This is a genomic window from Sulfitobacter sp. G21635-S1 (assembly GCF_027213915.1).
In the GTDB taxonomy this organism is placed as follows: domain Bacteria; phylum Pseudomonadota; class Alphaproteobacteria; order Rhodobacterales; family Rhodobacteraceae; genus Sulfitobacter.
Genome location: NZ_JAPWGV010000017.1, coordinates 26,436 through 50,740, shown reverse-complemented (window position 1 = coordinate 50,740; position 24,305 = coordinate 26,436). Strand labels below are relative to the sequence as shown.

Annotated in this window: 28 protein-coding genes, 1 tRNA gene and 1 other RNA gene; 20 read left to right on the top strand and 10 right to left on the bottom strand. The window is 64.0% G+C overall.

Going from position 1 to position 24,305, the window contains the following annotated elements; translation table 11 throughout:
• The first annotated feature begins 3 nt into the window (after window positions 1–3).
• A complete protein-coding gene (gene rpoD / locus O4H53_RS16405) occupies window positions 4–1,986 on the top strand; it encodes an RNA polymerase sigma factor RpoD (protein WP_269365470.1) in 1,983 nt (660 codons plus the stop codon).
• An 81-nt stretch (window positions 1,987–2,067) separates the two neighbouring features.
• Here rpoD and O4H53_RS16400 read toward each other — a convergent pair whose 3' ends face one another.
• A complete protein-coding gene (locus O4H53_RS16400; RefSeq protein ID WP_269365469.1) occupies window positions 2,068–2,937 on the bottom strand; it encodes an SDR family oxidoreductase in 870 nt (289 codons plus the stop codon).
• A 77-nt stretch (window positions 2,938–3,014) separates the two neighbouring features.
• Here O4H53_RS16400 and O4H53_RS16395 point away from each other — a divergent pair, with 77 nt between their 5' ends.
• The 6 genes from O4H53_RS16395 to ribD all read left to right on the top strand — a co-directional run bounded on the left by O4H53_RS16395 (window position 3,015) and on the right by ribD (window position 6,756).
• Window positions 3,015–3,431, top strand: a complete 417-nt coding sequence (locus O4H53_RS16395; protein ID WP_269365467.1) for a winged helix-turn-helix transcriptional regulator — start codon at window positions 3,015–3,017, stop codon at window positions 3,429–3,431.
• Window positions 3,428–3,883 carry a thiol-disulfide oxidoreductase DCC family protein gene (locus O4H53_RS16390; RefSeq protein WP_269365465.1) on the top strand — a complete coding sequence of 152 codons (456 nt, stop codon included), beginning with the start codon at window positions 3,428–3,430 and terminating at the stop codon, window positions 3,881–3,883. Before O4H53_RS16395 ends, O4H53_RS16390 begins: the two co-directional genes overlap by 4 nt.
• Window positions 3,884–4,021: 138 nt before the next feature.
• Window positions 4,022–4,468 (top strand): hypothetical protein, encoded by a 447-nt coding sequence (locus O4H53_RS16385; RefSeq protein WP_269365463.1) that lies wholly within the window; start codon window positions 4,022–4,024, stop codon window positions 4,466–4,468.
• Window positions 4,469–4,530: 62 nt separating this feature from the next.
• Window positions 4,531–4,953, top strand: coding sequence for a secondary thiamine-phosphate synthase enzyme YjbQ (locus O4H53_RS16380; RefSeq protein WP_269365584.1), 423 nt, complete (start codon window positions 4,531–4,533; stop codon window positions 4,951–4,953).
• Between the two features lie 235 nt (window positions 4,954–5,188).
• Complete coding sequence (gene nrdR / locus O4H53_RS16375) at window positions 5,189–5,656, top strand: transcriptional regulator NrdR (RefSeq protein WP_067289253.1); 468 nt, start codon at window positions 5,189–5,191, stop codon at window positions 5,654–5,656.
• Window positions 5,657–5,685: 29 nt separating this feature from the next.
• Window positions 5,686–6,756: a bifunctional diaminohydroxyphosphoribosylaminopyrimidine deaminase/5-amino-6-(5-phosphoribosylamino)uracil reductase RibD gene (gene ribD, locus O4H53_RS16370; protein ID WP_269365582.1), complete on the top strand. Its 1,071-nt coding sequence runs from the start codon at window positions 5,686–5,688 to the stop codon at window positions 6,754–6,756.
• 50 nt (window positions 6,757–6,806) lie between these two features.
• Here the strand turns inward: ribD and O4H53_RS16365 are convergent, their stop codons facing one another.
• The 3 genes from O4H53_RS16365 to O4H53_RS16355 all read right to left on the bottom strand — a co-directional run bounded on the left by O4H53_RS16365 (window position 6,807) and on the right by O4H53_RS16355 (window position 11,393).
• The gene (locus O4H53_RS16365; RefSeq protein ID WP_269365462.1) at window positions 6,807–8,849 is read right to left on the bottom strand and encodes a capsular polysaccharide biosynthesis protein; all 2,043 of its coding nucleotides are present in this window, start codon (window positions 8,847–8,849) and stop codon (window positions 6,807–6,809) included.
• Window positions 8,850–8,854: 5 nt separating this feature from the next.
• Entirely contained in the window at window positions 8,855–9,985 is a 1,131-nt protein-coding gene (locus O4H53_RS16360) for a polysaccharide biosynthesis/export family protein (RefSeq protein ID WP_269365461.1), read from the bottom strand.
• Window positions 9,986–10,100: 115 nt separating this feature from the next.
• A complete protein-coding gene (locus tag O4H53_RS16355) occupies window positions 10,101–11,393 on the bottom strand; it encodes a capsule biosynthesis protein (protein ID WP_269365459.1) in 1,293 nt (430 codons plus the stop codon).
• Between the two features lie 130 nt (window positions 11,394–11,523).
• Here O4H53_RS16355 and O4H53_RS16350 point away from each other — a divergent pair, with 130 nt between their 5' ends.
• From O4H53_RS16350 to O4H53_RS16325, 6 genes are all read left to right on the top strand, one after another.
• On the top strand, window positions 11,524–12,117 hold the full coding sequence (locus O4H53_RS16350) for a riboflavin synthase (protein ID WP_269365457.1): 594 nt from the start codon (window positions 11,524–11,526) through the stop codon (window positions 12,115–12,117).
• Between the two features lie 32 nt (window positions 12,118–12,149).
• A complete protein-coding gene (locus tag O4H53_RS16345; protein WP_240312943.1) occupies window positions 12,150–12,680 on the top strand; it encodes a hypothetical protein in 531 nt (176 codons plus the stop codon).
• A 165-nt stretch (window positions 12,681–12,845) separates the two neighbouring features.
• On the top strand, window positions 12,846–13,970 hold the full coding sequence (ribB, locus tag O4H53_RS16340) for a 3,4-dihydroxy-2-butanone-4-phosphate synthase (protein WP_269365454.1): 1,125 nt from the start codon (window positions 12,846–12,848) through the stop codon (window positions 13,968–13,970).
• 3 nt (window positions 13,971–13,973) lie between these two features.
• Window positions 13,974–14,525 (top strand): 6,7-dimethyl-8-ribityllumazine synthase, encoded by a 552-nt coding sequence (locus O4H53_RS16335; protein WP_269365452.1) that lies wholly within the window; start codon window positions 13,974–13,976, stop codon window positions 14,523–14,525.
• Window positions 14,522–14,995 carry a transcription antitermination factor NusB gene (gene nusB / locus O4H53_RS16330; protein WP_269365450.1) on the top strand — a complete coding sequence of 158 codons (474 nt, stop codon included), beginning with the start codon at window positions 14,522–14,524 and terminating at the stop codon, window positions 14,993–14,995. The genes O4H53_RS16335 and nusB overlap by 4 nt, the downstream gene beginning before the upstream one ends.
• Window positions 14,996–15,108: 113 nt before the next feature.
• Window positions 15,109–15,246 (top strand): hypothetical protein, encoded by a 138-nt coding sequence (locus O4H53_RS16325; protein ID WP_269365448.1) that lies wholly within the window; start codon window positions 15,109–15,111, stop codon window positions 15,244–15,246.
• Between the two features lie 41 nt (window positions 15,247–15,287).
• Here the strand turns inward: O4H53_RS16325 and ssrS are convergent.
• From ssrS to O4H53_RS16315, 3 genes are all read right to left on the bottom strand, one after another.
• Window positions 15,288–15,441, bottom strand: a non-coding RNA gene (gene ssrS / locus O4H53_RS27195) — 6S RNA.
• A gap of 50 nt (window positions 15,442–15,491) precedes the next feature.
• On the bottom strand, window positions 15,492–16,247 hold the full coding sequence (locus O4H53_RS16320) for a hypothetical protein (RefSeq protein ID WP_269365447.1): 756 nt from the start codon (window positions 16,245–16,247) through the stop codon (window positions 15,492–15,494).
• The gene (locus O4H53_RS16315) at window positions 16,244–17,551 is read right to left on the bottom strand and encodes a hypothetical protein (RefSeq protein WP_269365445.1); all 1,308 of its coding nucleotides are present in this window, start codon (window positions 17,549–17,551) and stop codon (window positions 16,244–16,246) included. The genes O4H53_RS16320 and O4H53_RS16315 overlap by 4 nt, the downstream gene beginning before the upstream one ends.
• 115 nt (window positions 17,552–17,666) lie before the next feature.
• On the opposite strand from O4H53_RS16315, the gene O4H53_RS16310 reads away from it, so the two are divergent.
• A complete protein-coding gene (locus tag O4H53_RS16310) occupies window positions 17,667–18,137 on the top strand; it encodes an MmcB family DNA repair protein (RefSeq protein WP_269365444.1) in 471 nt (156 codons plus the stop codon).
• 17 nt (window positions 18,138–18,154) lie between these two features.
• On the opposite strand, the gene O4H53_RS16305 is transcribed toward O4H53_RS16310, so the two are convergent.
• Window positions 18,155–18,352: a DUF6324 family protein gene (locus O4H53_RS16305; protein WP_269365442.1), complete on the bottom strand. Its 198-nt coding sequence runs from the start codon at window positions 18,350–18,352 to the stop codon at window positions 18,155–18,157.
• An 81-nt stretch (window positions 18,353–18,433) separates the two neighbouring features.
• On the opposite strand from O4H53_RS16305, the gene O4H53_RS16300 reads away from it, so the two are divergent.
• Entirely contained in the window at window positions 18,434–18,916 is a 483-nt protein-coding gene (locus tag O4H53_RS16300; protein ID WP_269365440.1) for a GNAT family N-acetyltransferase, read from the top strand.
• Window positions 18,917–18,984: 68 nt separating this feature from the next.
• Window positions 18,985–19,061 (top strand) — tRNA-His (locus O4H53_RS16295).
• A 124-nt stretch (window positions 19,062–19,185) separates the two neighbouring features.
• On the opposite strand, the gene O4H53_RS16290 is transcribed toward O4H53_RS16295, so the two are convergent.
• Window positions 19,186–19,488: a DUF6476 family protein gene (locus tag O4H53_RS16290; protein WP_269365438.1), complete on the bottom strand. Its 303-nt coding sequence runs from the start codon at window positions 19,486–19,488 to the stop codon at window positions 19,186–19,188.
• Here O4H53_RS16290 and O4H53_RS16285 point away from each other — a divergent pair.
• From O4H53_RS16285 to O4H53_RS16275, 3 genes are all read left to right on the top strand, one after another.
• Entirely contained in the window at window positions 19,487–20,518 is a 1,032-nt protein-coding gene (locus O4H53_RS16285) for an RluA family pseudouridine synthase (RefSeq protein WP_269365436.1), read from the top strand. The genes O4H53_RS16290 and O4H53_RS16285 overlap by 2 nt on opposite strands.
• Window positions 20,519–20,715: 197 nt before the next feature.
• Window positions 20,716–21,612, top strand: coding sequence for an RNA polymerase sigma factor RpoH (gene rpoH / locus O4H53_RS16280; protein ID WP_269365434.1), 897 nt, complete (start codon window positions 20,716–20,718; stop codon window positions 21,610–21,612).
• Window positions 21,613–21,729: 117 nt separating this feature from the next.
• Window positions 21,730–22,698 carry a Gfo/Idh/MocA family protein gene (locus O4H53_RS16275; protein ID WP_269365433.1) on the top strand — a complete coding sequence of 323 codons (969 nt, stop codon included), beginning with the start codon at window positions 21,730–21,732 and terminating at the stop codon, window positions 22,696–22,698.
• On the opposite strand, the gene O4H53_RS16270 is transcribed toward O4H53_RS16275, so the two are convergent.
• Window positions 22,699–23,874, bottom strand: coding sequence for a dipeptidase (locus O4H53_RS16270; protein WP_269365431.1), 1,176 nt, complete (start codon window positions 23,872–23,874; stop codon window positions 22,699–22,701).
• A 109-nt stretch (window positions 23,875–23,983) separates the two neighbouring features.
• On the opposite strand from O4H53_RS16270, the gene O4H53_RS16265 reads away from it, so the two are divergent.
• Window positions 23,984–24,253, top strand: a complete 270-nt coding sequence (locus tag O4H53_RS16265; protein ID WP_269365429.1) for a DksA/TraR family C4-type zinc finger protein — start codon at window positions 23,984–23,986, stop codon at window positions 24,251–24,253.
• Window positions 24,254–24,305 lie beyond the last annotated feature (52 nt).

The following is a 24,305-nucleotide window of genomic DNA, read 5'->3' as shown; positions in this document are numbered from 1 at the left end:
TTCATGGCCGCTAAGGACACCAACGAAGATACCAAACGGGACGACTCCGACAGCGGTCATTCGCTGGATATGAGCCAGGCCGCCGTCAAGAAGATGATCTCCGAGGCGCGGGAACGGGGCTATATCACCTATGACCAGCTGAACACCGTTCTGCCCCCTGATCAGGTCTCTTCCGAACAGATCGAGGATGTGATGTCGATGCTCTCCGAAATGGGCATCAACGTCATCGAGGATGAAGACGCCGAGGAGGAAGACGCCAAGGGGTCCACCGAACTGGCCACCACCGACAGCGCCAAGGAAGTTGCGCTGTCCTCCGGCACCGCCGAGAAACTGGACCGCACCGATGACCCGGTGCGCATGTACCTGCGTGAGATGGGCAGCGTCGAACTGCTGTCCCGCGAGGGCGAAATCGCCATCGCCAAGCGGATCGAGGCCGGCCGCAACACGATGATTGCGGGCCTGTGTGAAAGCCCGCTGACCTTTCAGGCGATCACCATCTGGCGCGACGAGCTGCTGTCCGAGGACATCCTGCTGCGCGATGTGATCGACCTTGAGGCGACATTCGGCAACCAGCTGGGCGACGAGGAGGTAACCGCGCCCGTGGTGGCCCCCGGGGGTGCTGCGGACTCCAAGTCGGACGACGACAAGCAGGAACTGGACGCAGACGGCAACCCGATTGCCAGCGATGACGACGATGACGAGGACGAACAGGCCAACATGAGCCTGGCGGCCATGGAAGCGGCGCTGAAACCGCAGGTCCTGGAAGCGCTGGACATCATCGCCGACGATTACGCCAAGCTGAGCGAAATGCAGGACAGCCGGATTTCTGCCACGCTGAACGAGGATGGATCGTTCTCCAGCAAGCAGGAAGACAAATATCAGAAACTGCGGTCCGAGATCGTGTTGCTGGTCAACGAGCTGCATCTGCACAACAACCGTATCGAGGCGCTGATCGACCAGCTTTACGGCATCAACCGCCGGATCATGCAGATCGACTCCGCCATGGTCAAACTCGCCGACCAGGCCCGCATCAACCGCAAGGAATTTGTCGACGCCTATCGCGGCTACGAGCTGGATCCCAACTGGATGGAGCGGATGGCCGACAAATCCGGTCGCGGCTGGCAGATGTTCATCGAACGCTCTGCCGACAAGGTCGAAGAGCTGCGCGCCGACATGGCACAGGTCGGTCAATATGTGGGTCTCGACATCTCTGAATTCCGCCGCATCGTGCAGCAGGTTCAGAAGGGCGAGAAAGAAGCCCGTCAGGCCAAGAAGGAAATGGTAGAGGCGAACCTGCGTCTGGTGATCTCGATTGCCAAGAAATACACCAACCGCGGGCTGCAGTTCCTTGATCTCATTCAGGAAGGCAACATCGGCCTGATGAAGGCGGTGGACAAGTTCGAATACCGCCGCGGCTACAAGTTCTCCACCTATGCGACATGGTGGATCCGGCAGGCGATCACCCGATCCATCGCGGATCAGGCGCGCACCATCCGGATCCCGGTCCACATGATCGAGACGATCAACAAGCTGGTGCGCACCGGCCGTCAGATGCTGCATGAAATCGGCCGCGAGCCGACACCGGAAGAACTGGCCGAAAAGCTGCAAATGCCGCTGGAGAAGGTCCGCAAGGTGATGAAGATCGCCAAGGAGCCGATCTCCCTTGAAACGCCCATCGGCGACGAGGAAGACAGCCAGCTTGGCGATTTCATCGAGGACAAGAATGCGGTGCTGCCCCTCGACAGCGCCATTCAGGAGAACCTCAAGGAAACCACGACCCGCGTTCTGGCCTCGCTCACCCCGCGCGAGGAACGGGTGCTGCGGATGCGCTTTGGCATCGGCATGAACACCGATCACACGCTGGAAGAGGTCGGCCAGCAGTTCAGCGTGACCCGCGAACGTATCCGTCAGATCGAAGCCAAGGCGCTGCGCAAGCTCAAGCACCCGAGCCGGAGCCGGAAGCTGCGGTCGTTCCTCGACCAATAGGCAGGCATTGACCCGAAAGGGTAGTGTCAGAGATACAAAGGACCGGCGCTGTGCCGGTCCTTTTCGTTTTGACGCAGGGCGTTACCGGGCTGCCAGTGCTGCCCTGATCGCATCCTTCAGCGGCGTTGCGGGCCGCCCGATCAGGGTTTCAAGGTCCGTGCTGTCAGTCTCTAGCGCGCCTTTGGCCGCCTGGGCGTCGCTGTCCGCCAGCACGCCTGCGAAACCTTCCGGCAGCCCGGCCGCGACCAGCGCCTGGGCGAAGGCTTCCTGCGGCATGTCCACGTAGGCGACCTTGCTCCCGGCCTCCGCGCTTAAGGCCTTAGCGAATTCTGACAGGGTAAACGCGGGCTGACCTGCCAGTTCATAGATCTTTCCGGCGGCGTCGTCGCTCAGCAGCGCGACAGCGGCGGCTTCGGCGTAATCGTTGCGGGTGGCGGTCGTGAACCTGCCGTCACCGGCAGCACCGAAATGCTGACCCAGCTTCAGGTCGCTGTCCAGCGCGCCCAGCAGGTTCTCCGTGTACCAGCCATTGCGCAACAGCGTGACGGGCAGGCCGGAACTGCGCAGCGCGGCTTCGGTCTCCTTGTGCTCGTGGGCAAGGATCATCGGCGAGCTGTCAGCCCGCAGGATGGAGGTATAGGCGATCAGGCCGACATCTGCGTCCCTGGCGGCGTCGATCACGTTCTGATGCTGGGCGACGCGTTGACCCACCGCGCTGGAGGAGATCAGCAAGACCTTGTGAACCCCCGCCATCGCGCTGCGCAGGCTGGCGGGATCGGTGTAATCCCCGATCCTGGGCTCAACGCCCCGGGCCCTGAGGGCGGCGGCATCCTCTTCCTTGCGCACAAGGCCCGCGATGGTGGCCTCCGGGGCCAGACGTTGCAGATGATCAAACACGAGCTGGCCCAGCTGGCCGCTCGCGCCGGTGACAAGAATGCTGTTCGAAGACATTTGATTTTCCTTTCGTTCCGAATCGAGTGTAAGTCTCATTTAGAGACCGCCAAGCCATCCCGAAAGGAGGCATCTTCATGTCACAAGGTAACACCGAAGGAACCGCGACCCGGCAAGACCCTGCGTCGCTGAGCGCGCTGCACCCCTCTCCCGACGGGGTCTGCCCGGTGCGCGACCTGCTTGACCATATCGCAGCGAAATGGACGACCCTCGTGCTTCTGGCGCTGGAGCAGGAGCCTCGCCGCTTCAACACCCTGCTGCGGATGCTGCCGGATATTTCGCGGCGGATGCTGACCCAAAGCCTGCGCGACCTAGAGCGCGGCGGGTTCATCGACCGGACCGTGTTCCCGACCAAGCCACCGGCCGTTCAATACGCTCTGACCCCGATGGGCCATTCGCTTATGGGACCGATCCGGTCGCTGATCGGCTGGGCCGAGGCCAATGAAACCGCCCTCAACGCGGCCCGCGCCCGTTACGATGCGGCGCAGGCATGATTGGACGGGTTTCACAGCTTGATGCGGCATTGCAGGCCAAGCTGGAGCAGCGCGACCTGATCGTATTTGATGGCGAATGTGTTTTGTGCTCCGGCTTCTTTCGTTTCATGCTGCGTCGCGATCATTCCCGGCGCTTTGCCTTTGCCACGGCGCAATCGCCCTTGGGGCAATCGCTCTATCAGGCATTGGGGCTGCCGACAGATGATTTTGAGACAAACCTCGTGGTGACGGAAGGGCGGATCCATGGACATCTTGATGCATTCGCGGCAGCGATGGGGGCATCGGGCTGGCCCTGGCGGCTGCTTGGCGGCGTGAAATTCCTGCCACGGTCCATCAAGATGCCGCTCTACCGGCTGATCGCGCGCAACCGGTTCCGCATCTTCGGCCGCTACGATCAATGCATGATCCCGGATGCCCCGCTGCGCGCCCGTTTCGCGCCGGATGGGTTTTGAGGTCGGCTTTTGTCCGGGTCATTCCCGGATCCGGCTTGTGGTCGGCGACCGGGGGGCGCAAAAGGTGACACAGCTGTGATTAGACTTGCCCCCAGTTCAGCCTATTTCTGATGGGGTCAGCTAAGCAAAGGATACGACATGCGAAGATTGAGCTTTGCCGCAGTGTCAGTGGCGATATTGAAGGGTGGTCTGTCGGCGGCATCGGCTGCCCCGTCCTATGAAGCGGTCAATCACCTGAAGGTCCATGGCATCTCACCGACGTCATTCGAGGTCATTGAAGCCCTTGGCGAGGGCGCGCGGGGCATGTGGTGCGCAGCGGCGGATTACGCGATCCACCAGCTTGGCGTGGCGGCGACCCAGAGGCTTTACGTCAAATCACCCCGCGGCAGGTCGCAAAGCCACGGCGGGCGGGTGGGTGTGGTTTTCACCACCGATGCATCCAGTTTGCCGACCGAACCGTCCCGCTCTGTCGCCGTGCGTGTGGACACGCCCGGCCTGGGCCTGCCGGTCTATCACGCCAACCAGTTCTGCAGGGACTTCTTGCTGGAATTCGAGACCATCCGCTTCCTGCGCGGTCTGAACTGAGGCGATTGTCGGCGGATGAAGGATTGCGTTCAATCAGGGGGCAAGCGGGGCTGATCGAGACCATGCAGACCAGTTTTACCATTTCCACTGCGGGCCAGGGGCTATACCCCCTTACCGACAAGGTCGCGCATTGGGTTGCCGGTCAGGGCGACGGGTTGCTGACGCTTTTGATCTGCCACACCTCGGCCTCTCTTCTGATACAGGAAAACGCCGATCCGGATGTGCAGACCGATCTGCTGGCCTTCTACCAGCGGCTGGTGCCGCCTGCGGATGCTCCCGCCATGAGCTATCTGCGGCACCGGATGGAGGGGCCCGATGACATGCCCGCCCATATCAAGGCGGCGATGCTGCCGGTGAACCTGTCCATTCCCGTGGCAGGCGGTCGGCTGCAACTGGGGACCTGGCAGGGGATCTATCTGTTCGAACATCGCGATGCGCCGCACCGGCGCAGGATCGCGGCACATTTCAGCGCCGACAGGGGCTGAACCCCTCCGGATCCGGTGGCACCTGCGGCAAATTTCGTCCCGGTGACCTGCATTTGCCCTGCCTGTTTCCTGCATGGCGCGGCATCGGCGACCGTTGGCTTCAGGTCACATCTGGACACACAACATGTTGCGGCGCATTTCGCCCCTACCCAAAACCTCGCGTAGACCCTATAAGTTTCGGCAAGAGGGCGTATAGCCCCACAAGCGAGGCAGGTTAGAAAAAGGGGGATGGCCGATGCGGTGCCCATTCTGCGGAAATATCGATACCCAAGTTAAGGACAGTCGCCCGGCGGAGGATCACGTTTCCATCCGGCGCAGGCGTTTTTGCCCGGCCTGTGGCGGGCGGTTCACCACCTATGAGCGTGTGCAGCTGCGCGACCTCGTTGTGATCAAGACCAATGGCAAACGCGAGGATTTCGACCGCGACAAGCTGGAACGCTCGATCCGGATCTCGATGCAGAAACGCCCGATAGAGCCCGAGCGGATCGACCAGATGATCAGCGGCATCGTGCGGCGGCTGGAAAGCATGGGCGAAACCGACATCGGTTCCAAGCAGATCGGCGAGATCGTGATGGAAGCGCTGAACCGGATCGACACCGTGGCCTATGTGCGCTTTGCCAGTGTTTACAAGAACTTCCAGGCTGCAGACGATTTCGACAAATTCGTCGCCGAGCTGCGGCCCGACCTGCCCAAGGAAGAGTGACCGGGCAGGCGGGCATCGACGCGCGCTTCATGGCGCATGCGCTGACGCTGGGGCGTCGCGGCCAGGGGCGTGTCTGGCCGAACCCGGCGGTGGGCTGCGTGATCGTGGCGGCAGGCCGGATCGTCGGGCGCGGCTGGACCCGGCCCGGCGGCAGACCCCATGCAGAGACCGAGGCGCTGGCGCAGGCCGGTGCCGCCGCCAGGGGGGCGGATGTCTATGTGACACTGGAACCCTGTGCGCATCACGGACAGACCCCGCCCTGTGCCAGGGCGCTGATCGAGGCGGGCGTGGCCCGCGTTGTCATCGCGGTTCAGGATCAGGATGCCCGTGTCGACGGGCGCGGTGTGGCCATGCTGCGCGCGGCGGGCATCGAGGTGGTGCAGGGTGTCTGCGAAGCCGAGGCCCGGCGGGATCATGAAGGGTTTTTCAGACGTGTGAGCCAGGGCCAGCCCGTCGTGACATTGAAACTGGCCCAGACATTCGATGGCCGCATTGCCACCGGCACCGGGGAAAGCCAGTGGATCACCGGGCCCGAGGCACGCCGCGCCGTCCACGCCATGCGCGCGCGCCACGATGCGGTGATGGTGGGCGGTGGCACCGCCCGCAAGGACGATCCCAGCCTCACGGTGCGCGATCTGGGGGTCACATGGCAGCCCGCCCGGGTGGTTGTGTCACGCCGCCTTGACCTGCCGCTGATGGGCAAACTGGCCCGCAGCGCCGCCGAGGTGCCGCTGATCCTGTGCCATGGCAGGGACGCCGACCCGACCCTTGCGCGCACATGGCGCGATCTTGGGGCCACGCTGCTGCCCTGCGCTGCACGGGGCGGGCAGCTCGACCCGGTGGATGTGCTGCGGCAGCTCGGCGCACATGGGCTGACGCGGATCTTCTGCGAAGGGGGCAGCGCGCTTGCCGCATCGCTGATCGAGGCGGATCTGGTGGACCAGCTCATCGGTTTCAACGCCGGGCTGATCATCGGGGCAGAGGGGTTGCCGGGCATCGGCGCCATGGGCCTGTCCCGGCTCGCCGCTGCACCACGCTACACCCTGGGCGAAACCCGCCGCATCGGGGCAGACGCCCTGCACATCTGGCACCGCGCCTGAGGGGACCACCCCCGCCCTTTCTTTTTGGCTGAAAATATCCAATCCCGCAGTCACCGCCCGCGCCACAGATGGCTCTGGCTCGCCAACAGCCCCTGCAGTTTGGACAGCGCACGGTTGCCCAGGCCCGGCGTCGGAACATTGCCCGAGGCCAGCCGCGCTACCACCACTTCAACCGGGCAGGGCAGGCCGGTTACCGGATCCAGGTAGCGCGGATAATCAATCAGCGTGGCATGGACCAACCCCTCCAGCCCCGGTTCCGCCCGCCTGCGCGGCGGCACATCGCCGAGATCACGGGTCAGCCCCCAGCCTGCATAAAAAGGCACGCCCAGCGTGGTGACCGGCACGTCGCGCAGCAGGGCCTCGAAGCCCAGAAGCGATGTCATGGTCCAGACCTCATCGACCTGTCCCAGCAGCGCGATCGGATCGGCGCGGGTCAGCACGTGATCGGCCAGGGCTGCCGCGGTGTCGCCGCCGGTCCGCAGCCCGGCCTCCACGTCCGGGTGCGGCTTGTAGAGGATCACCGCCTCCGGATGGGCGGCGCGGGCGGCACGCAGCAGATCCGCATTTGTCCGCACCGCATCGGCACCCGTCCTGATGGAGGCGTCATCCTCCACCTGTCCGGGCACAAGGATGCGCCGCCCCCTGGGCAGGGCACCAAGATCGGCACTGCCGGCAAGGTTGTATTTACTCAGCCCGGCCTGCCGGATTGCCGCGATCAGGTCCTGCGCGCGTCTGCGTTGATCGGGGCGCAGATCGGCGCGGCGTTCGATCCATTTTTCCAGCCGGCTGGGCCGGGACGGATCGTAATAGATGCCCAGATCGTCACAGACCAGCGACAGGGGCGGCACCAGTTCCGCCCCCAGCCCGCGCGAGCGCAGGAACCCGTCCTCGATCCGGCAGGCGTCGCCATGGCCGACATCGGCCTTGCCCGCCCAGACCAGCCAGCGGCGCGGGGCGGCGGCACGGGCACGGGCCGGGTCATCTTCAAAGATCATCGGCCTGGTCCGGCCAAAGAACCCTTGCAGGGGTTTGCGTTTCCACAGGCTGATCTTTGATCCGGTCCAGCCCAGGTGATCTTCGCGCCAGGCGCGGGTCTGCGCCGCCAGCGCCTCCATCGCGTCTTCAAGCGGGCAAAGGCGGTCCCGGTAGGGGTCATACCACTTTGGATAGAGGATCATCGCCGCCGCGAAAAGCTGCGCGCGGGTCAGCACGCGCTGGCGGCGCGGGACCGGGAATTCATCCGTGGTCAGCCCCCAGCCCGCATAGAACGGCTGGCCGAAGACGCGCGGCTTATGCCCGGCAAAGATCGCCTCGAACCCCAGCTGCGAGGACACGGTATAGACACCAACCGCCCCTTCGAAGAGCTTCCAGGGGCTGACCGCATCCTCCAGCAGGCGCACCCGGTCACTGGTGTCTTCGGGGCCGAAATAGCCGGCGCGCTGGCCTTGCGTCGTCTCGGGATGGCATTTGATCACCACCGGGCAGCCGGGGTGTTCTTCCTGGGCAAAGACCAGCATCTCAAGGAACCGGGCCCGGTCGGCGTTTGAGGCGGTTACCGAGGCATCGCCGCGGGTCTGGTCGATCACCAGCACATAGCCGGGGGCAGGGACCCCGGCCTCCGGTTCGAAGCCGGTGTATTTGGTCAGATGCGCCTCCTGCATCCGGGCGATGGCGCCGCGCGCGCGGTTCAGCAGATTGGTATCGTCCAGCGGATGGCTGGCCAGAAGGTCTTCCAGCTCAGAGGGCTGGGCGGGGTCGAAATGCAGCCCCTTGTGGTCGATCAGCAGGCCCAGCGGCGGCTCACCGCCGGTGCGGCCCGGGTGGATCGAGCGCAGCAGCGCGTCTTCGACGCGGACGAGTGGCACGCCCCGTTTCGAGGCGACCGCAAGGCCCCGGTGCGCAGTGGGCGAATTGCCCCAGACCGCCACGTGATCGCCCGCGCGCGGCAGGCCAAGGTGCAGCGAATAGCCCGACAGGCGCAGGATGCGCCGCACCCGGCGCTGGGTCAGGAAACCGCCGTTGTAGACAAAAAGCCGCCGGTCCTTTTCAGGACCGGCGGCGGTTGTGTCGTGGATTTCCGGCCCGAGAGCCATTCAGATCATTCCGTGAGCGAGGTCAGGCTCGCTGCCGATCCGGCGGTGCCGGTGATGGCCGAGATCACCTTGCTCCACTGGGCGAAGGGAGCTTCGGTCACATAGATGGTATCGCCGTCGCGGATGACGAAATCGCGGGCCATGAACATGCCGTTGGGCTGCGTGAGGTCCAGAACATAGACCATGCGCTGCACGCCGGACAGGTCGTTGCGGCCCAGCACCTGTTCTGCAACTTCCTGTGGTTCGTTGCGGAAGACAAAGACGCCGGTGGGGTCGGCAAGGCCGGCGTTCAGGCCACCGACCTGGGCGATGCCCTCAAGCGCCGAGAGGTTCTGCGTTTCAAAGGGCACACGGGCCTGCCCGCCGGTCGCGCCAAGCGCAGTAAAGGAGCGGGTATCGGCCTCGACCAGGATACGGTCGCCCGCGCGCAGCGCGATGTCGAGTTCGGGATGTTCATAGAGGTCCTGGAACCAGATCTTGCCGCGTTTGGAACCGCGAATGATGGTGATCTGCGCAATTTCAGGTTCAATCGCGACGCCGCCTGCGCGGGCCAGCATGGTCGAAAGGGTGCGGGTGGGCCGCTCGATCGGGTAGACGCCCTGCGCCCCGATGCCGCCGACCAGCGACACGGTGGAGCCGTCACCCGCCGCGCGGCGGACCTCGACCTGCGGATCGGGGGTCTGTTCGCCCAGCCGGTTGGTGATGATGCGGCGGATCGCGTCGGGGGTGTTGCCCGCCGCCTTGATGCGGCCCGCATAGGGGATAAAGATGAAGCCCGCGCCATCAACCTGCACTTCTTCCAGCAGGGTGGCCGGGGCGCCTTCGACACCCAGAAGCGGATCATCGACGTTTTCATAGACGGTGATGCCCAGCACGTCGCCGGGACGGATGGTGTCGGACCCCAGCTGCGAGGCGTTCTTGAATTCTTCGGAGAAGCCAAGTGCGGGGACCACGGCGGTGGCGCGGGTGACACGGTCATTGACCGAGACGATGAAGGCATCGCCTTCCTTCTGCACCGATCCGGAAAAAATCTGTCTTTTGTTCGGGCCCGCCTGTGGCAAGCCGCAGGATGAGATCACGGCCAATGCCGCAAGCACTGCGATGGGCCGCGCCCACCGAAATTTTCTGGTTTTCACTGCCCGGTCTCCTCGACCTGTTCAATCTGCCTCGGGTTTCGCCGATTTTTCCGACGTATTTGGGCGCAGGCTACGTCAGGTAGAATTGAAAATCCAGACAAGTGAGCAGCTTAGGTCAGGTAACGACCCGCAACTGTTGCCTTGGGGCCGCGGTTCCATGTTCCAGCGCGTCATAGGGATCTTCTTCGGCCAGCATCATATCGACCACCTGCCGCAGCAATTGCCGCCGTCCGCGGGCGGCATAGAAACCGCCGGGAATTTGCGAAGTTTCAAGCAGATAGCGCCGGAAATCCTTGTAGGCCTTGTTGTCGGGGCGGCTGGCACGGGCAAAAAACTCGGGCAGCGGCTGGTCCGAGACGAATTCGGGCTGGGCATAGACCGCGCGGCCAAAGACCTTGAGCGGAATTCCGCGCCACAGCACCTGCTGTCCGGCGGTGGAATTCACGGTCACCGCACTGCGCGCATCGTTGAGCAGCTGTGCGAGTTTGCCGCCGCGCACGTAATGCACCCGGTCCGCCACACCCAGCTTGCGCGCAAGGCGCTTCAGGTCGCGGCGCACCGGCACCCGGCCGTCTTCCAGCGGGTGGGCCTTGACCACCAGGTGGTGATGTTTCGGCGCGCCCTTGGCAAAGCCGTCGATCACCAGCTCCAGAAAATCACCCATTGTGTCGAAGGGGGAATGCATCTGGAACGAGCTGTCATGCTCCAGCTGCAGCAGCGCCAGGTGGTAGGGAAAGCCGCCCAGCCGGATGCGCAGGGTGGCGATCAGACGGTCCGCCGCCAGCGCGGGCATCAGCAACAACCGCTTGAGGTAAAGCTGGAATTCCTTGGTCACCGGCAGGCTGCGATGGGGGCGGAAATTGCGGTAGTCGCCATTCCGGAACATCACGAACCAATGGTAGAGCGCGCCATAGAAAATATGGTGTCGCATGTCGCCCCAATGGCCGGGGGGCAGGGGCGCCTCCATGTCCGAATTGGCCAGCGCCGCCTGCATCTGCGGAATCGTCATCTCCATCAGGCGGGAGTTGCCGTTGGAGCCGCCGCGTTCGTAGGTCACCCAATAGGGCCGCATATAGCCTTCTTCAAAGACATGTATGGTCACGCCGCGCGCCCGGGCTTCGGCCACGGCCTGGGCGTGGATCGGGCGGGTGTCGCCGTAAAGCACGATGTCGGTGATCCGCTTTTCCGCAATCAGCGATTTGAAGGTCTCGGGCCAGTCCTGCGCCGTGCCGCGATAGGGGATATAGCTGCGCGGATGGAACCAGAAGGCCCGGTCGCCCGCGTTGAACCCCACGCGCCAGACCTCTGCCCCCGTCAACCGCAGCATCTTGCCCAGGCGGTTGAAGAAGGGGCCATGCGGCCCCTGCAGGAACAGGAATACCCTTTTTTCGGGCGCGGCGTGGGTCATGTGTATCCTCTGGCAGCTCGGGTCGGCACAGTCCTGCTATGCAATGGGGGCGAAAATGTGGCGCAAGCGGCTCTTGCCGTCCGGTTGGCGTGGGGTTACCTCGGTGGACAGGATAGTCAAGGAGCAGCCCATGTTCACAGGGATCATCACCGATATCGGAACCGTTGTCGCGCTGGCGCAGGAAGGCGACCTGCGCGCGCGGATCAAGACCGGATATGCGACCGACCGGATCGACATGGGCGCCTCGATTGCCAGCGACGGGGTCTGCCTGACGGTGGTGGGCCTTGGCCCGGATTGGTACGAGGTCCAGATCAGCGCCGAGACCGTGGACAAGACCAATATCGGCCATAATGGCTGGCACGTCGGCAAACGCGTGAACCTGGAACGCGCCCTGAAGGTGGGTGATGAACTGGGCGGGCATATCGTTTCGGGCCATGTGGACGGTGTGGCCGAAGTGGTGGCGATGGCGGATGAGGGCGACAGCACCCGCGTGACCCTGCGCGCGCCGAAGGCGCTGGCGCGCTTTATCGCGCCCAAAGGGTCGGTGGCGCTGAACGGCACATCGGTGACCGTGAACGAGGTCGACGGCTGCGATTTCGGCATCAACTTTATCCCTCATACCAAAGAGGCGACGACCTGGGGCGATGTGGCACTGGGCGACCGCGTGAACCTGGAGATCGACACCCTGGCGCGCTATGTCGCGCGGCTGGGGGAAATGTCATGAAGCCGGGCATCGGGCATAACCAGGGGCCGACCATGGAGCGCGGCCAAAAATGGAGGACCTTCCAGTGGCAAAAGGCGCGCAATGCCGCCATGCCCAAGGCGATCCCGCTGATGGTGGTCAAGATGCATGTGGCGCGCGCCCGTGCGCTGGGGCTGGATTACCCGACCTATGCGGCGGTGCGCAAGGCGACGGGGCGTGATGTCATGGGGCTGCTGTTCTCCTCCAATGCCCTGAGGGTGGTGCGGATGGAGGCCCCGCAGATGCCGGTGGGCCGCGAGGGCAAGCTGGCGGCGCTGGAAGGCGCGCAAAAGCTGGCGCTGGTCCATCGCCCATTGAGCCCTACGCTGGTGGCGGCGGCCAATCCGGTGCTGGATGCAACCGCAGCGGCGCCGAAGTTTACAGACAGCTGGGGTGAGATGCGGGCGCATCTGGGCGAGGTGATCACCGCCCAGGGTCTGCTGCGCGATCAGGTGCTGATCATCGGGGACACCGCGCTGGAGCGCGACTGGACCGGTGCAGCGCGGGCGGCAGGCTACCTTGAGGCGGGGCGGTACTTTTCCTGAACCCGGTTGGTTGCGGGCCCTGGACCTGTGGGGGTGAACGCGGGCTGCCGTGCGCTTTGCAGGCGGCTGCTTGGCGTATTTCCGGCATAACGACGCGGCGGCGCGTGCTCTGGTCAAGGGGCGGTGGCTGGGCTATGTGAAGCGTGCCAGACGTGAGGACATGCGATGAATTACGAGACACCGGGACCCGTGGAAGAAGGGCTGTCTTCGGCCATTTCCCCGATTGAAGAGATCATCGAGGAGGCGCGTCAGGGGCGCATGTTCATCCTGGTCGATCACGAGGACCGCGAGAATGAAGGCGATCTGGTGATCCCGGCGGTCCATGCCGATGCGGATGCGATCAATTTCATGGCAACCCACGGGCGCGGGCTGATCTGTCTACCGATGACGGCCCAGCGGGTTGCGACACTGGGGCTGCCGATGATGGCGGTCAACAATTCCTCCCGCCACGAGACGGCCTTTACCGTCAGCATCGAGGCGCGCGAGGGGGTCACGACGGGCATTTCCGCCGCCGACCGCGCGCGCACGGTTGCCGTGGCGATCGACGAACAGGCAGGCGAGGCGGATATCGCCACGCCGGGCCATATCTTTCCCTTGCGCGCCCGCGATGGCGGCGTGCTGGTGCGCGCGGGCCATACGGAGGCGGCGGTGGACATCAGCCGCCTTGCGGGGCTGCATCCCTCAGGCGTGATCTGCGAGATCATGAAGGATGACGGCACCATGGCGCGGCTGCCCGACATGGTAGAATTCGCTGCCAGACATAACCTCAAGATCGGCACTATCAGCGATCTGATTGCCTATCGCCACAAGCATGACAACCTGCTGGTGGAACGCGACGTGCGGCAGGTGACCTCCGCCTATGGCGGCGACTGGCAGATGCGCATCTTTGCCGACAAGATCACCGGCACGGATCATGTGGTGCTGGTCAAGGGCGACATCACCACGCCGGAGCCGGTGCTGGTGCGGACCCATGCGATCAACGCGCTGGAAGACATTCTGGGCCTTGGCCCAAGCCCCGCCGACGAATTGCCCCGCGCGATGCAGATCATCGCCGAGGAGGGGCGCGGTGCGGTGATCCTGTTCCGGGACCCCTTTCCGCGGCTGCGGCTGGACGAGGATGACGAGGACAGCCCCCGCACGATCAAGCGCACCGGGCTTGGCGCGCAGATCCTGTCGGAGCTGGGATTGCACCAGCTGGTCCTGCTGACCGACAACCCCGAAACCCGGTATCTGGGCCTTGATGCCTATGCCATCGAAATCGTGGGCACGCGCCCCATCACGGAAGGGTAGAACATGGCTTCTTCGCAGCAACATACGGTCCTGCCGCGCCCCACATTCGATGCACCGGTCAAGGTGCTGATCGTCGTGTCGCCCTATTACAGCGATATTGCCCAGGGGCTGCTGGACGGCGCCAAGGCAGAGCTGGAGGCGGCGGGTGCCGCCTATGAGGTGGTCGAAATGCCCGGCGCGCTGGAAATTCCCACCGCCATCGGGATCAGTGACCGGCGCAGCAACTTTGACGGATATGTGGCGCTGGGCTGCGTGATCCGGGGCGAGACGACCCATTACGAAACCGTCTGCAACGACAGCAGCCGTGCGTTGCAAATGCTGGGTTTGCAGGGGCTTTGCATCGGCAATGGCATCCTGACGGTAGAGAACAAGGCCCAGGCCGATGTGCGCGCCGACCCTGCCGGCCAGAACAAGGGCGGCGGCGCGGCGGCGGCGGCCTTGCATCTGATCGCGCTCGGCCGTAAGTGGGCGCAAACCAGCAAAGGCATCGGCTTCAAACCGCGCGGCGAAGATACGCTGATGGCGGGGGAGGCCGACGGAAACAACATCGCATGAACACGTCACTCTCCGGCAATCAGAAGCGCAAGATGAAATCGGCGGCACGGCTTTATGCCGTGCAGGCGCTGTTCCAGATGGAACATTCCAGCCAGACCGTCGAGGTCGTGCGCCGGGAGTTCCTGGAACACCGCTTTGGCGCGGTTTACGAGGGCGACGAAATGCTGGATGGCGACATCGGCCATTTTGCTGAAGTCCTGGAAACGGCTGTGAACTATCAGGCTGCCATCGACCAGATGACAGACCGCGCGCTGGTGGCCAAATGGCCGATCGCGCGGATTGATCCCACCCTGCGGGCCCTGTTCCGCGCCGCCGGTGCGGAATTGCGCGACACCGGGATACCGCCTCGGGTGGTGATCACCGAATATGTCGATGTGGCGCGCGCCTTCTTCCCCGAGGGCAAGGAGCCGAAGTTCGTCAACGCGGTGCTGGATCACATGGCACGCGAGGCGCGGCCCGAGGCGTTTTGATCTCGCTAACCATGCGGTTCGAAAGAGACGCGCCACTTTACCAGTTCTGAAGGTCTTGGCCCTATCAATTCTCCCATAGGCTGTGTGGGGCAGCACCAATATGGGGTGAGAAGATGACGACACTGATCAACGTAATCCGCAACCGCAGCGCAAAGATCGACCTGCATGCCGACAAGCGGCCAAGACGCGCGGTCACGCGCGACGAGATCCAGCGCCTGTTCCGCGAGGAACTGGGCGTTCGGACGGTCTGAAATTCGGGTGGGACGTGCGGCGGCAGCCTTTGGTCTTGTGTGACGGGACCACATCTGCCGGTCAGTATTTATTCCCGAGGACCTGTATGTACAGGTGGGCGCCAGGTAACCGGACCAGGGCCCGGACAGAGCCAGCTCCCTCGGATTTGCTTAAGGCCACTGGAATGTAACGTCTCACGAACAGGGCAGAACCCGCCACTCCCCTGAGATAGAGGCGGCGGGGTCAGTCGGCAAGGGGCCGTCTCTCAATCCCCGCCGATTTCCTGCACGAAACCATAGGCGCGCAGTTCTTCGGGCAGCAGGACATAGATTTCGTCCGGGGGTGTCACCAGCGCGTGCTGCATGACCAACGGGTTGATGCCCATCTCTTGCAGATAGCCCATGACCTCGCCCTGGCCGCGCTGGATGTTTTCCACGGCGACAAAGGCGGGCAGGATCGTGCTTTCGCCAAAGTAATGCTGATGCACGCCGACGGAGCCGCCTTCGGGAATATCCCGGCTGACCCCGGCAGCCAGCACATAGGGGCAGGCGGAATAGCAGATGTCGCCGTCGCGCATCGCGGTATTCAGGCCGGCAGCGCGCAGTTTGCGCCCCAGTTCCAGCGCATCGCGTACCGATCCGCCGGGGGAGTTCAGGATCACCCCTTCGGGGGGCTGCGCCAGCTCCTCGATCTGCTGGGCAATGCGCGCGCCGTCGCCTTCGCTGATTGTCCCTTCCAGCAGGATCGTCTTGCCCGCCTCTATCGCGGTCAGGACCAGCCGGTCGGGCAGGGGCGTGTCGGGCATCGGGCGGCCCGGTGCCGGGGCGCGGTCGGGGCGGTAGCGGCGGGTCTGGTCGCCGGGCCGGATCGGTTCGGTCAGCGATGGCGCACGCGGGCCAAAGCCGGGCAGGCTCAGCCCGTCGCGCAGATCGCCCCAGAACAGCAGCAGGCCCAGACCCAGCTGGAATATCAGCACCCCCGTCAGGATCCGGGCGACGGGGTTGCGGCGGATGGTGCTCATGTGGATTTCAGCGGCGTCACCCGCACGGGTTCCTGCGGTTCGGCGATCTCCCGTGACGGGTCGCGGGATGGCGCTGCCGGGGCGCCTGCCGTCTCCATATCGCGCATCGCGGCAAGGGCGGCGCGGATCTCGGCCAGTGTCAGCGTATCCTCGATCGCTGCCCCCTCGCGGCCCGAGCGGATGGCGGTCTGGGTGATCGCAAGGATGAAGACCAGCACCGCAGGCAAGAGATCAATCGCGATGGCCCCGGCCCAGGAGGGCACGAAGTTGCGGGCATAGAGGATCACCGCATCGGCGCTGGAGATGGGCGTATAGGTGGTTTCACTGGGCGGCGGCATCGCCAGAACGGCCTGTGCCGCGCGTTCCAGCGTGGTGGCGCGCTGCGCCAGCACTTCGAGTACGGAGGTGATTGTCGCCCCCTGTGCGCCCCGGTTCTCGGCCGTGCTGCCGTCGAGTTCGGGCAGGACGACCGAGGCGGAAAGATCCTGTGCCGCGCGCTCCACAAGCGAGGCCACGGAGAGTTGGCGCAGCTGGGTGATCAGACCGGCCAGCCGCACCGCCTGTTCGGAAAATTCAACGGAACGCGCCTCGACCGGGCCGGGTTCGACCGTCAGCGCGCGCATCCGGCTGAGGATCTGGTTGCCCTCGGCAAAAGCGGTGGCCACCAGCGGGGTCTGCGTTGCGATCTGCGATTCAAGCCCCGAGAGTTCGGCGGATTTCTGCCGCAGCACCCGGAACACCGCCCCGCGCCCTGCAAGACCCGAGAGATTGCCGGTGGCCTCCTGCTCGCTGAGATCCTCGAAGGACTGGCGCACGCGGGCTACGTCCCGCTCAAGCCCCTGTGCCGACAGGGCAATTTCATGGGCGCGTTCCAGCGACCCCTGATAGTCCTGCACGGTCTTGGCCAGATGCTGTTCCACCGCCGCAGACCCGGCGAGGGCGGCGGCGTTCAGCCAGCTCGACATGGCGATGATGGCAAGCGATCCCAACCCCATCGCCCCCAGCAGGCCAACGCGGGCGCGGGCGGTGCGCACCGCAGGAAAGAGCCGTAACATATAGGACCAAAAGACAAAAATCCCGACCGACACAGCCACTGAATAGGCAATCGCGGCAAAGGCGGCCATCGCCCCGTTGTCATCCAGCAAGGAGGATACACCGAGGTAGGTATAGATCCCCGAGGCCACCGCCAGCACGCCAAGGGCGGTGCCGGAAAACGTGTCGAGCCAGGTCAGATGCCCCTCCAGCTCGCGCGCGTAACGCACGCCGCGCGCCCGTGCCTGATCCATCGGTTCCTGATCGTCCATGTGCTGCTGCTCCCACCTGCGTCCACCAGCGCACAAGATAGGGTGTGTCAGGTGGTTTTGCCATTGCCGGGGCCGGGGGCTTGCAAATGTTCATGAAATGTTCATTATTTTCGCCATGACCCAGATCGACCTCACCCCGCCACCGCCCGCCCCGCAACCCGGCCAGCTTTTGGCGCGTGGGGTGTGCAGGCACATGGCGAGCCATGGTTTTGCCTGTGTGGAGGAGCTGGTGCCTGCCCGGGGGTTGCGGGTGGACGTGATGGCGCTGGGGCCCAAGGGCGAGGTCTGGGTGGTGGAATGCAAATCCTCCCGCGCCGATTTCATGACCGACCAGAAATGGGAGGGCTATCTGGAGTGGGCCGACAGGTTCTTCTGGGCCGTCGATGCGGATTTCCCCACCGAACTGCTGCCGGACGAGACCGGGCTGATCATTGGTGACGCCTATGGCGCGGAAATTGTCCGCATGGGGCCGGAAACCCGGCTGGCGCCCGCACGGCGCAAGGTCATGGTGCAGAAATTCGCCTTTTGCGCGGCGCGCAGGCTGCAGATGCTGCGCGACCCGGATATGCTGCCGGATTGGGGGTAGAGACCGGGGGGTAGAGGTTAACGCTTCTTGCCCTTGCTGCCGCGCGCGCGATGGGCTGCGGCCATGATTTCCTCGGCAATCTCGACGGCTTCCTCGGGGGTGAAATCCATTGGCAATTCCACACCGCCACCTTCGACGAACAGCCGTACCATGCCCGCATCGGTTGGCCCGATCTGCAGGTTAGCCTCGATATCGCGTTCCGTATTGATTCCCATGGTCTTCTCCGCCGATGATGGGATGCAGGGCTATCCTGACAGGGCTTGCTTGGCAAGCGGCAGTCGCGCCATCCTGCGCGCATGACAGAGATCGAGATTCGCAGATTCACCCCCGAAGACCGGGATTGGCTGGTGGAACAGCACGAGGTCCATTACGCGCGGGACGAAGGTTTCGACGCGAGCTTTGGCGTGCTGGTTGCGCAGATCCTCGATGATTTTCTGGCCGAACATGATCCAACCCGCGAGCGCGGCTGGATTGCATGGCGTGCGGGGCAACGGCTCGGCTCGATTTTTTGCGTGCGGCTGGAGGAAGATACCGCGAAGTTGCGGCTGTTTCTGCTGACGCCGGATGCACGTGGCAAGGGGTTGGGGCGCCGGATGCTTGAAACCTGCATGGGGTTTGCCCGGGACGCGGGCTATCGGCACATGCAGCTCTGGACCCATGAATCGCACCGCGCGGCGGGCGCGCTTTATGCCAGGAACGGTTGGACGCTGAACAGCAGCAGACCGGTTGTGTCCTTCGGGAAAGAGAATGTGGAGCAGGATTGGTCGATCACCCTGTAGGAATGGACCGGCAATCTGGGACCAAGGGTCTTGCATTCCCCGACCTGCTTGGCTAAATCGGCGCCAGTGCCGCCTTAGCTCAGTTGGTTAGAGCGCTTGATTGTGGATCAAGAGGTCCCTGGTTCGAGACCAGGAGGTGGTACCACCCCCCCCCCGCCGCCAGACGTGATCCGTTAGACCCTTTGGTCTGTTGTGACCTGAACGGGACACCGGGTTGAGAGGCTTGGGGCTTTGCCCCAAACCCCGGAGGTCTTTCAGGCATAAAGAAATCAGGGGGATATGATGTCCACCGTCTGGGTGATCTTGCCGGTCAGCCGGTCGAAGATCAGGATCTGATCCTGATCGGTCACCACCGCGTACCAATGGTCGCCTTGGGTGAAGGCGCGGGCGGCGGCACCGCCCGGCAGGCTGATCTGATCGGGCAGGTCGGGGGCCCTGTTGCCAAGGCGGGTGACAAGCAGGCCGATCACCACTAGAACGCCGCAGATCATCACCACGGTCAGCACCGTCACCAGCCGCCGCAGGAACCGCAGGTTGGCCGGTTCTGTCATATCGTCATCGGAATCACTCATGTCGCACCGGACCATCACCTTTATCCTGGCGGACAGCCCGCCACCGCGCCTTGATAAGGCGCTGGCCCGCGATGTGCCAGAGCAAGCGGCGCTGTCGCGTACCCGGCTGTCGCGGCTGATCGAACAGGGGGCGGTGCGGGTGGATGGCCAGGTGCTGCGCGACCCGCGCGCCCAGGTGCAGGCCGGCGCACAGGTGGAGATCGGGGTGGAAGAGGCGGAGGAAAGCCACATCCGGCCAGAGGCGATCCCGCTGGAGATCCTCTTTGAGGATGCCGATCTGGTGGTGGTGAACAAGCCCGCAGGCATGGTGGTGCATCCCGCACCGGGCACCCCGTCAGGCACCCTGGTGAATGCGCTGATGGCCCATTGCGGTGACAATCTGTCCGGTGTGGGGGGCATGAAACGGCCCGGCATCGTTCACCGGATCGACAAGGACACCAGCGGCTTGCTGGTGGTGGCCAAATCGGATGCCGCCCATCACGGGCTGGCCGCGCAATTCGAAAAACATACGGTAGAGCGGTATTATCAGGCGCTGGTCTACGGTGTGCCGGAGGCCAGCGATCCGCGTCTGCGCGGGGTCAGGGGCGCATCCTTCGAGCCGGGGAACATCCTGAAACTGACCACCCAGCTTGCCCGCCACCGCACCGACCGGCAGCGGCAGGCGGTGCTGTTCCAGGGCGGGCGCCATGCGGTGACCCGTGCCCGCACGGTAGAACGCTTTGGCACCCCGCCGGTGCTGGCGCTGATGGAATGCTGGCTTGAGACCGGGCGGACGCATCAGATCAGGGTGCATATGACCCATGCCGGTCACGCGCTGGTGGGCGATCCGACCTATGGCGGCAAGCGCAAGCTGCCCAAGGCGGCGCTGCCCGAAAGCACCGCGGAAGCGGTGCGCGGTTTTGCCCGGCAGGCGTTGCATGCCGCCGTGCTGGGGTTTGACCATCCGGTCACGGGCGAGGCGGTCCGCTTTGAAGCGCCGCTGCCTGCGGATATGGCCGATCTGCTGGACCTGCTGCGCCCGGCGGGATGACGCGCACAAGCGCGTGACCGGGTTGAAAGATTCCTTTTTCTTTACCTTTCTTGTGGCAATCTAAAGAAAACCGGCGCTGGTTTGGAAAAAACCGGCGCGGGCCGACTTGAAACACCTGTTAGCGCTGACCATATGGATGTTAAGGCCTTAAACATAACTGTAGAACAGGCCCCCCGAGACTGGGAAAGGGACAATTGATGGCAAATTATGCAAATCTGCCGGCACCGACACCTGAAGGCGGGCTGAACCGCTATATGCAGGAAATCCGCAAGTTCCCCCTTTTGGAACCTGAAGAGGAATACATGCTCGCCAAGCGGTGGGTGGAGGAACAGGACACCGAAGCCGCGCATAAGATGGTCACCAGCCACCTGCGTCTGGCCGCAAAGATCGCCATGGGCTATCGCGGCTATGGCCTGCCGCAGGCTGAGGTGATTTCCGAGGCGAATGTGGGCCTGATGCAGGCGGTGAAACGCTTTGACCCTGAAAAGGGCTTCCGCCTTGCCACCTATGCGATGTGGTGGATCCGCGCGTCGATTCAGGAATATATCCTGCGGTCCTGGTCGCTGGTAAAGCTGGGCACGACCTCGGGTCAGAAAAAGCTGTTTTTCAACCTGCGCAAGGCCAAGAACAAGATTGGCGCGCTGGAGGAGGGCGACCTGCGCCCCGAGAACGTCAAGACCATCGCGACCCAGCTGGGCGTGACCGAGGCCGAGGTGATTTCGATGAACCGGCGGATGTCGGGCGGTGACGCCTCGCTGAATGCCACTGTCGGCTCCGAAGGCGAAGGCACCATGCAGTGGCAGGACTGGCTGGAGGACGAAGACGCCGACCAGGCAGGCGATTATGCCGAGCGGGACGAGCTGGAAACCCGGCGCGAAATGCTGGGCGAGGCGCTGGAAGTGCTGAACGACCGCGAAAAGGACATCCTGACCCAGCGCCGGTTGAGCGATGAGACGGTGACGCTTGAGGATCTTTCGGCGCAATATGATGTCAGCCGGGAGCGGATTCGCCAGATCGAGGTGCGCGCCTTTGAAAAGCTGCAAAAGCGGATGCGTGACCTGGCCCGCGAAAAGGGCATGATGGCCGACGACTGAGCGCTGCCTGACCAGTAACAGACCCCCGCAGCACCCGCTGCGGGGGTTTTTTCTTGTCTGAACTTGTGGTGGCAGGCCAATGCGGTAGGCTCCCCCGAAACAAGGATCGGAGAAGACATGACCCATTTGCGTTGGGGCGTCCTGGGGGCGTCGAATTTTGCAAGGCAGCACATGGCCCCCGCCATTCACGCCGCCAGGGGCGCGGAGTTTTCGGCACTCGCCACCTCTTCGGCTGCAAAGGCGGAGGGGTTTCGCGATTTTGCGCCCGGGTTGCGGGTGCATGACAGCTATGAGGCCTTGCTGGCGGATGCGCAGGTGGACGCCGTCTATATCCCGCTGCCGAACCACCTGCATGTGGCATGGACGATCAAGGCGCTGGAGGCGGGCAAACATGTGTTGTGTGAAAAGCCGCTGGGGTTGAAAGCGGCGGATTTCGAGCCTGTCATTGCCGCACGGGACCGGACCGGGCTGTTCTGCGCCGAAGCCTTCATGATTACACATCACCCGCAGATGCGGCGGGCACGGGACCTTCTGAAGGAGGGCGCGCTGGGGAACTTGCGCCATGTCAACGTGACATTTTCCTATTACAACGACGATCTGGGCAACATCCGCAACCAGCCTGATGCGGGCGGTGGCGCCTTGCCCGATATCGGTGTCTATGCCTGCGGTGCGGCGCGTTTCATCACCGGGGCGGAGCCCAGGGAAATTTCCTATGCGGGGATCGAATTCCAGCATGGCGTCGATACCACCGCGCGGATCGCGGGTGATTTTGGCGATTTCACCTATGGCGCCATCGTCTCCACCCGCATGGCCCCGCGGCAAGAGATCGTCTTGCATGGTGACAAGGGCATCCTGCGGCTGTCCTGCCCCTTCAACGCGGGCGTTTTCAATCAGGCGGAACTGCACCTGGAAACCTCGGCCAGCAGCATCACCGTGGAACGCTTTCCGGCGGTCAATCACTACGTCCTGCAGGTCGAGGCCTTTGGCCGCAGCGTGCTGGAGGGGGCAGAGTACCCCTGTTCGCTGGAGTTCAGCCAGGGCACGCAGCGGATGATCGACATGATCTATGCGGCGGGCAAGGCCTGATCACTTCAACCGGGCGCGCAGCACGCGGATCATGTTGCCGCCCATGACCTTGGCAATCTGATCCTCGCTGAGCCCTTCATCCAGAAAGGCCTGGGTCAGCGCTGCCAGTTCCGATGTGTCAAAGGCGGTGGTGACCGAGCCGTCAAAGTCCGACCCAAGGGCGACATGATCCTCGCCCAGCAGGTCGATGGCAGTTAGCGTCATCCTGGCGACCCCGGCGGGGGTGAAATCGCCGCAGGTGACCTCATCCCAATAGCCCATGCCGATCACCCCACCGGTGGCGGCAATCTCGCGCATCAGATCATCGGGAAAGTTGCGCGGCGTTTCGCAATGGGCGGTCACGCCGCTGTGGCTGACGATCAGGGGGATGTCGGTGATTTCAAGCACGTCGCGGGCAACCGCCGGGCTGGAATGGGCGAGGTCCAGCACGAGGCCGCGCTGCGCCACCTGTTCGACAACCGCGCGGCCAAAGTCAGTCAGCCCCTGATTGCCCTTGCCATGCAAGGACCCGCCCAGGGCGTTGTCAAAGAAATGTTGCAGCGCGATGACCCGGTGGCCCGCCGCTTCGAGCTTGTCGAGGTTGGCAATGTCACCCTCCAGCGGATGCGCCCCTTCGATCCCCAGAATGCCGCCAACGACCTGTCGGCCTGCGGCACGGTCCGCCAGCAGATTGTCCAGATCGGCGCGCGTGCGGATGATGCGGAACTGGTCGGGCATCGCGACTTCGACCGCTTCCAGCTTTTCCGCCTGATACAGCGCGCGTTCCAGCAGGCTGTTCCAGGTGCGCGGCGGCCAGAGCTGACCGATGGCCAGCGCGGTCACATTGTCAAAGGCTTCCGCCGAATTCTCCTCGTAATTCTGACCGGCGGGGGATTTGGTCACGGCGGTAAAGACCTGCACCGCCACATTGCCTTCCAGCAGGCGGGGAATGTCGACCTGGCCGTAATCGCTGCGCCGGCTCAGGTCGCGGTTCCACAGCAGGGGGTCCGCGTGCAGGTCGCCGATGACCAGCCTGTCGTGCAGGGCGCGAGCGGCATCCGATACGGGGTAGGGGTCATGCGGCACAACGGCATTGCGGGATTTCTCGACATAGGCGGGGGCGAAGGCGAAAAAGCCGATCAGGCCCACCGCCACCAGCACCAGGATGACGACAAGAAGTCTTTTGACGATACGCATGGGGGCCTCCGGCTGTTGTTCCTGACAGGTTAACATCCTTCGGCCCGACGCATAGGGGTGACGTGGCGCGACGGGGTGCTATTCTGTGCCTGACATCGGAGGAATGGACATGGCCGGAGGATGGGCGCGCGACGGCGCGGTATCGGAGCAGATCGAAGCCTCGATCAACGACGAACTGGCACGGCTCAGGGCGCGGAAGGTGCCGCAGGGCGAGAGCCTGACGCATTGCGCGGAATGTGAGGAAGAAATTCCCCAGCGGCGCCGCGAGGCGCTGCCGGGTGTCAAACTTTGTGTGGATTGCGCCCAGGAACGGGCGGCACGCACGGCGGTGCGGGGCGGGATAAACCGGCGCGGCTCGAAGGATTCGCAGTTGAAGTGACCGACCCGCGGCGCCCCCGCAGCCGTCGCCACAGCGGCACGACATCAAGCGC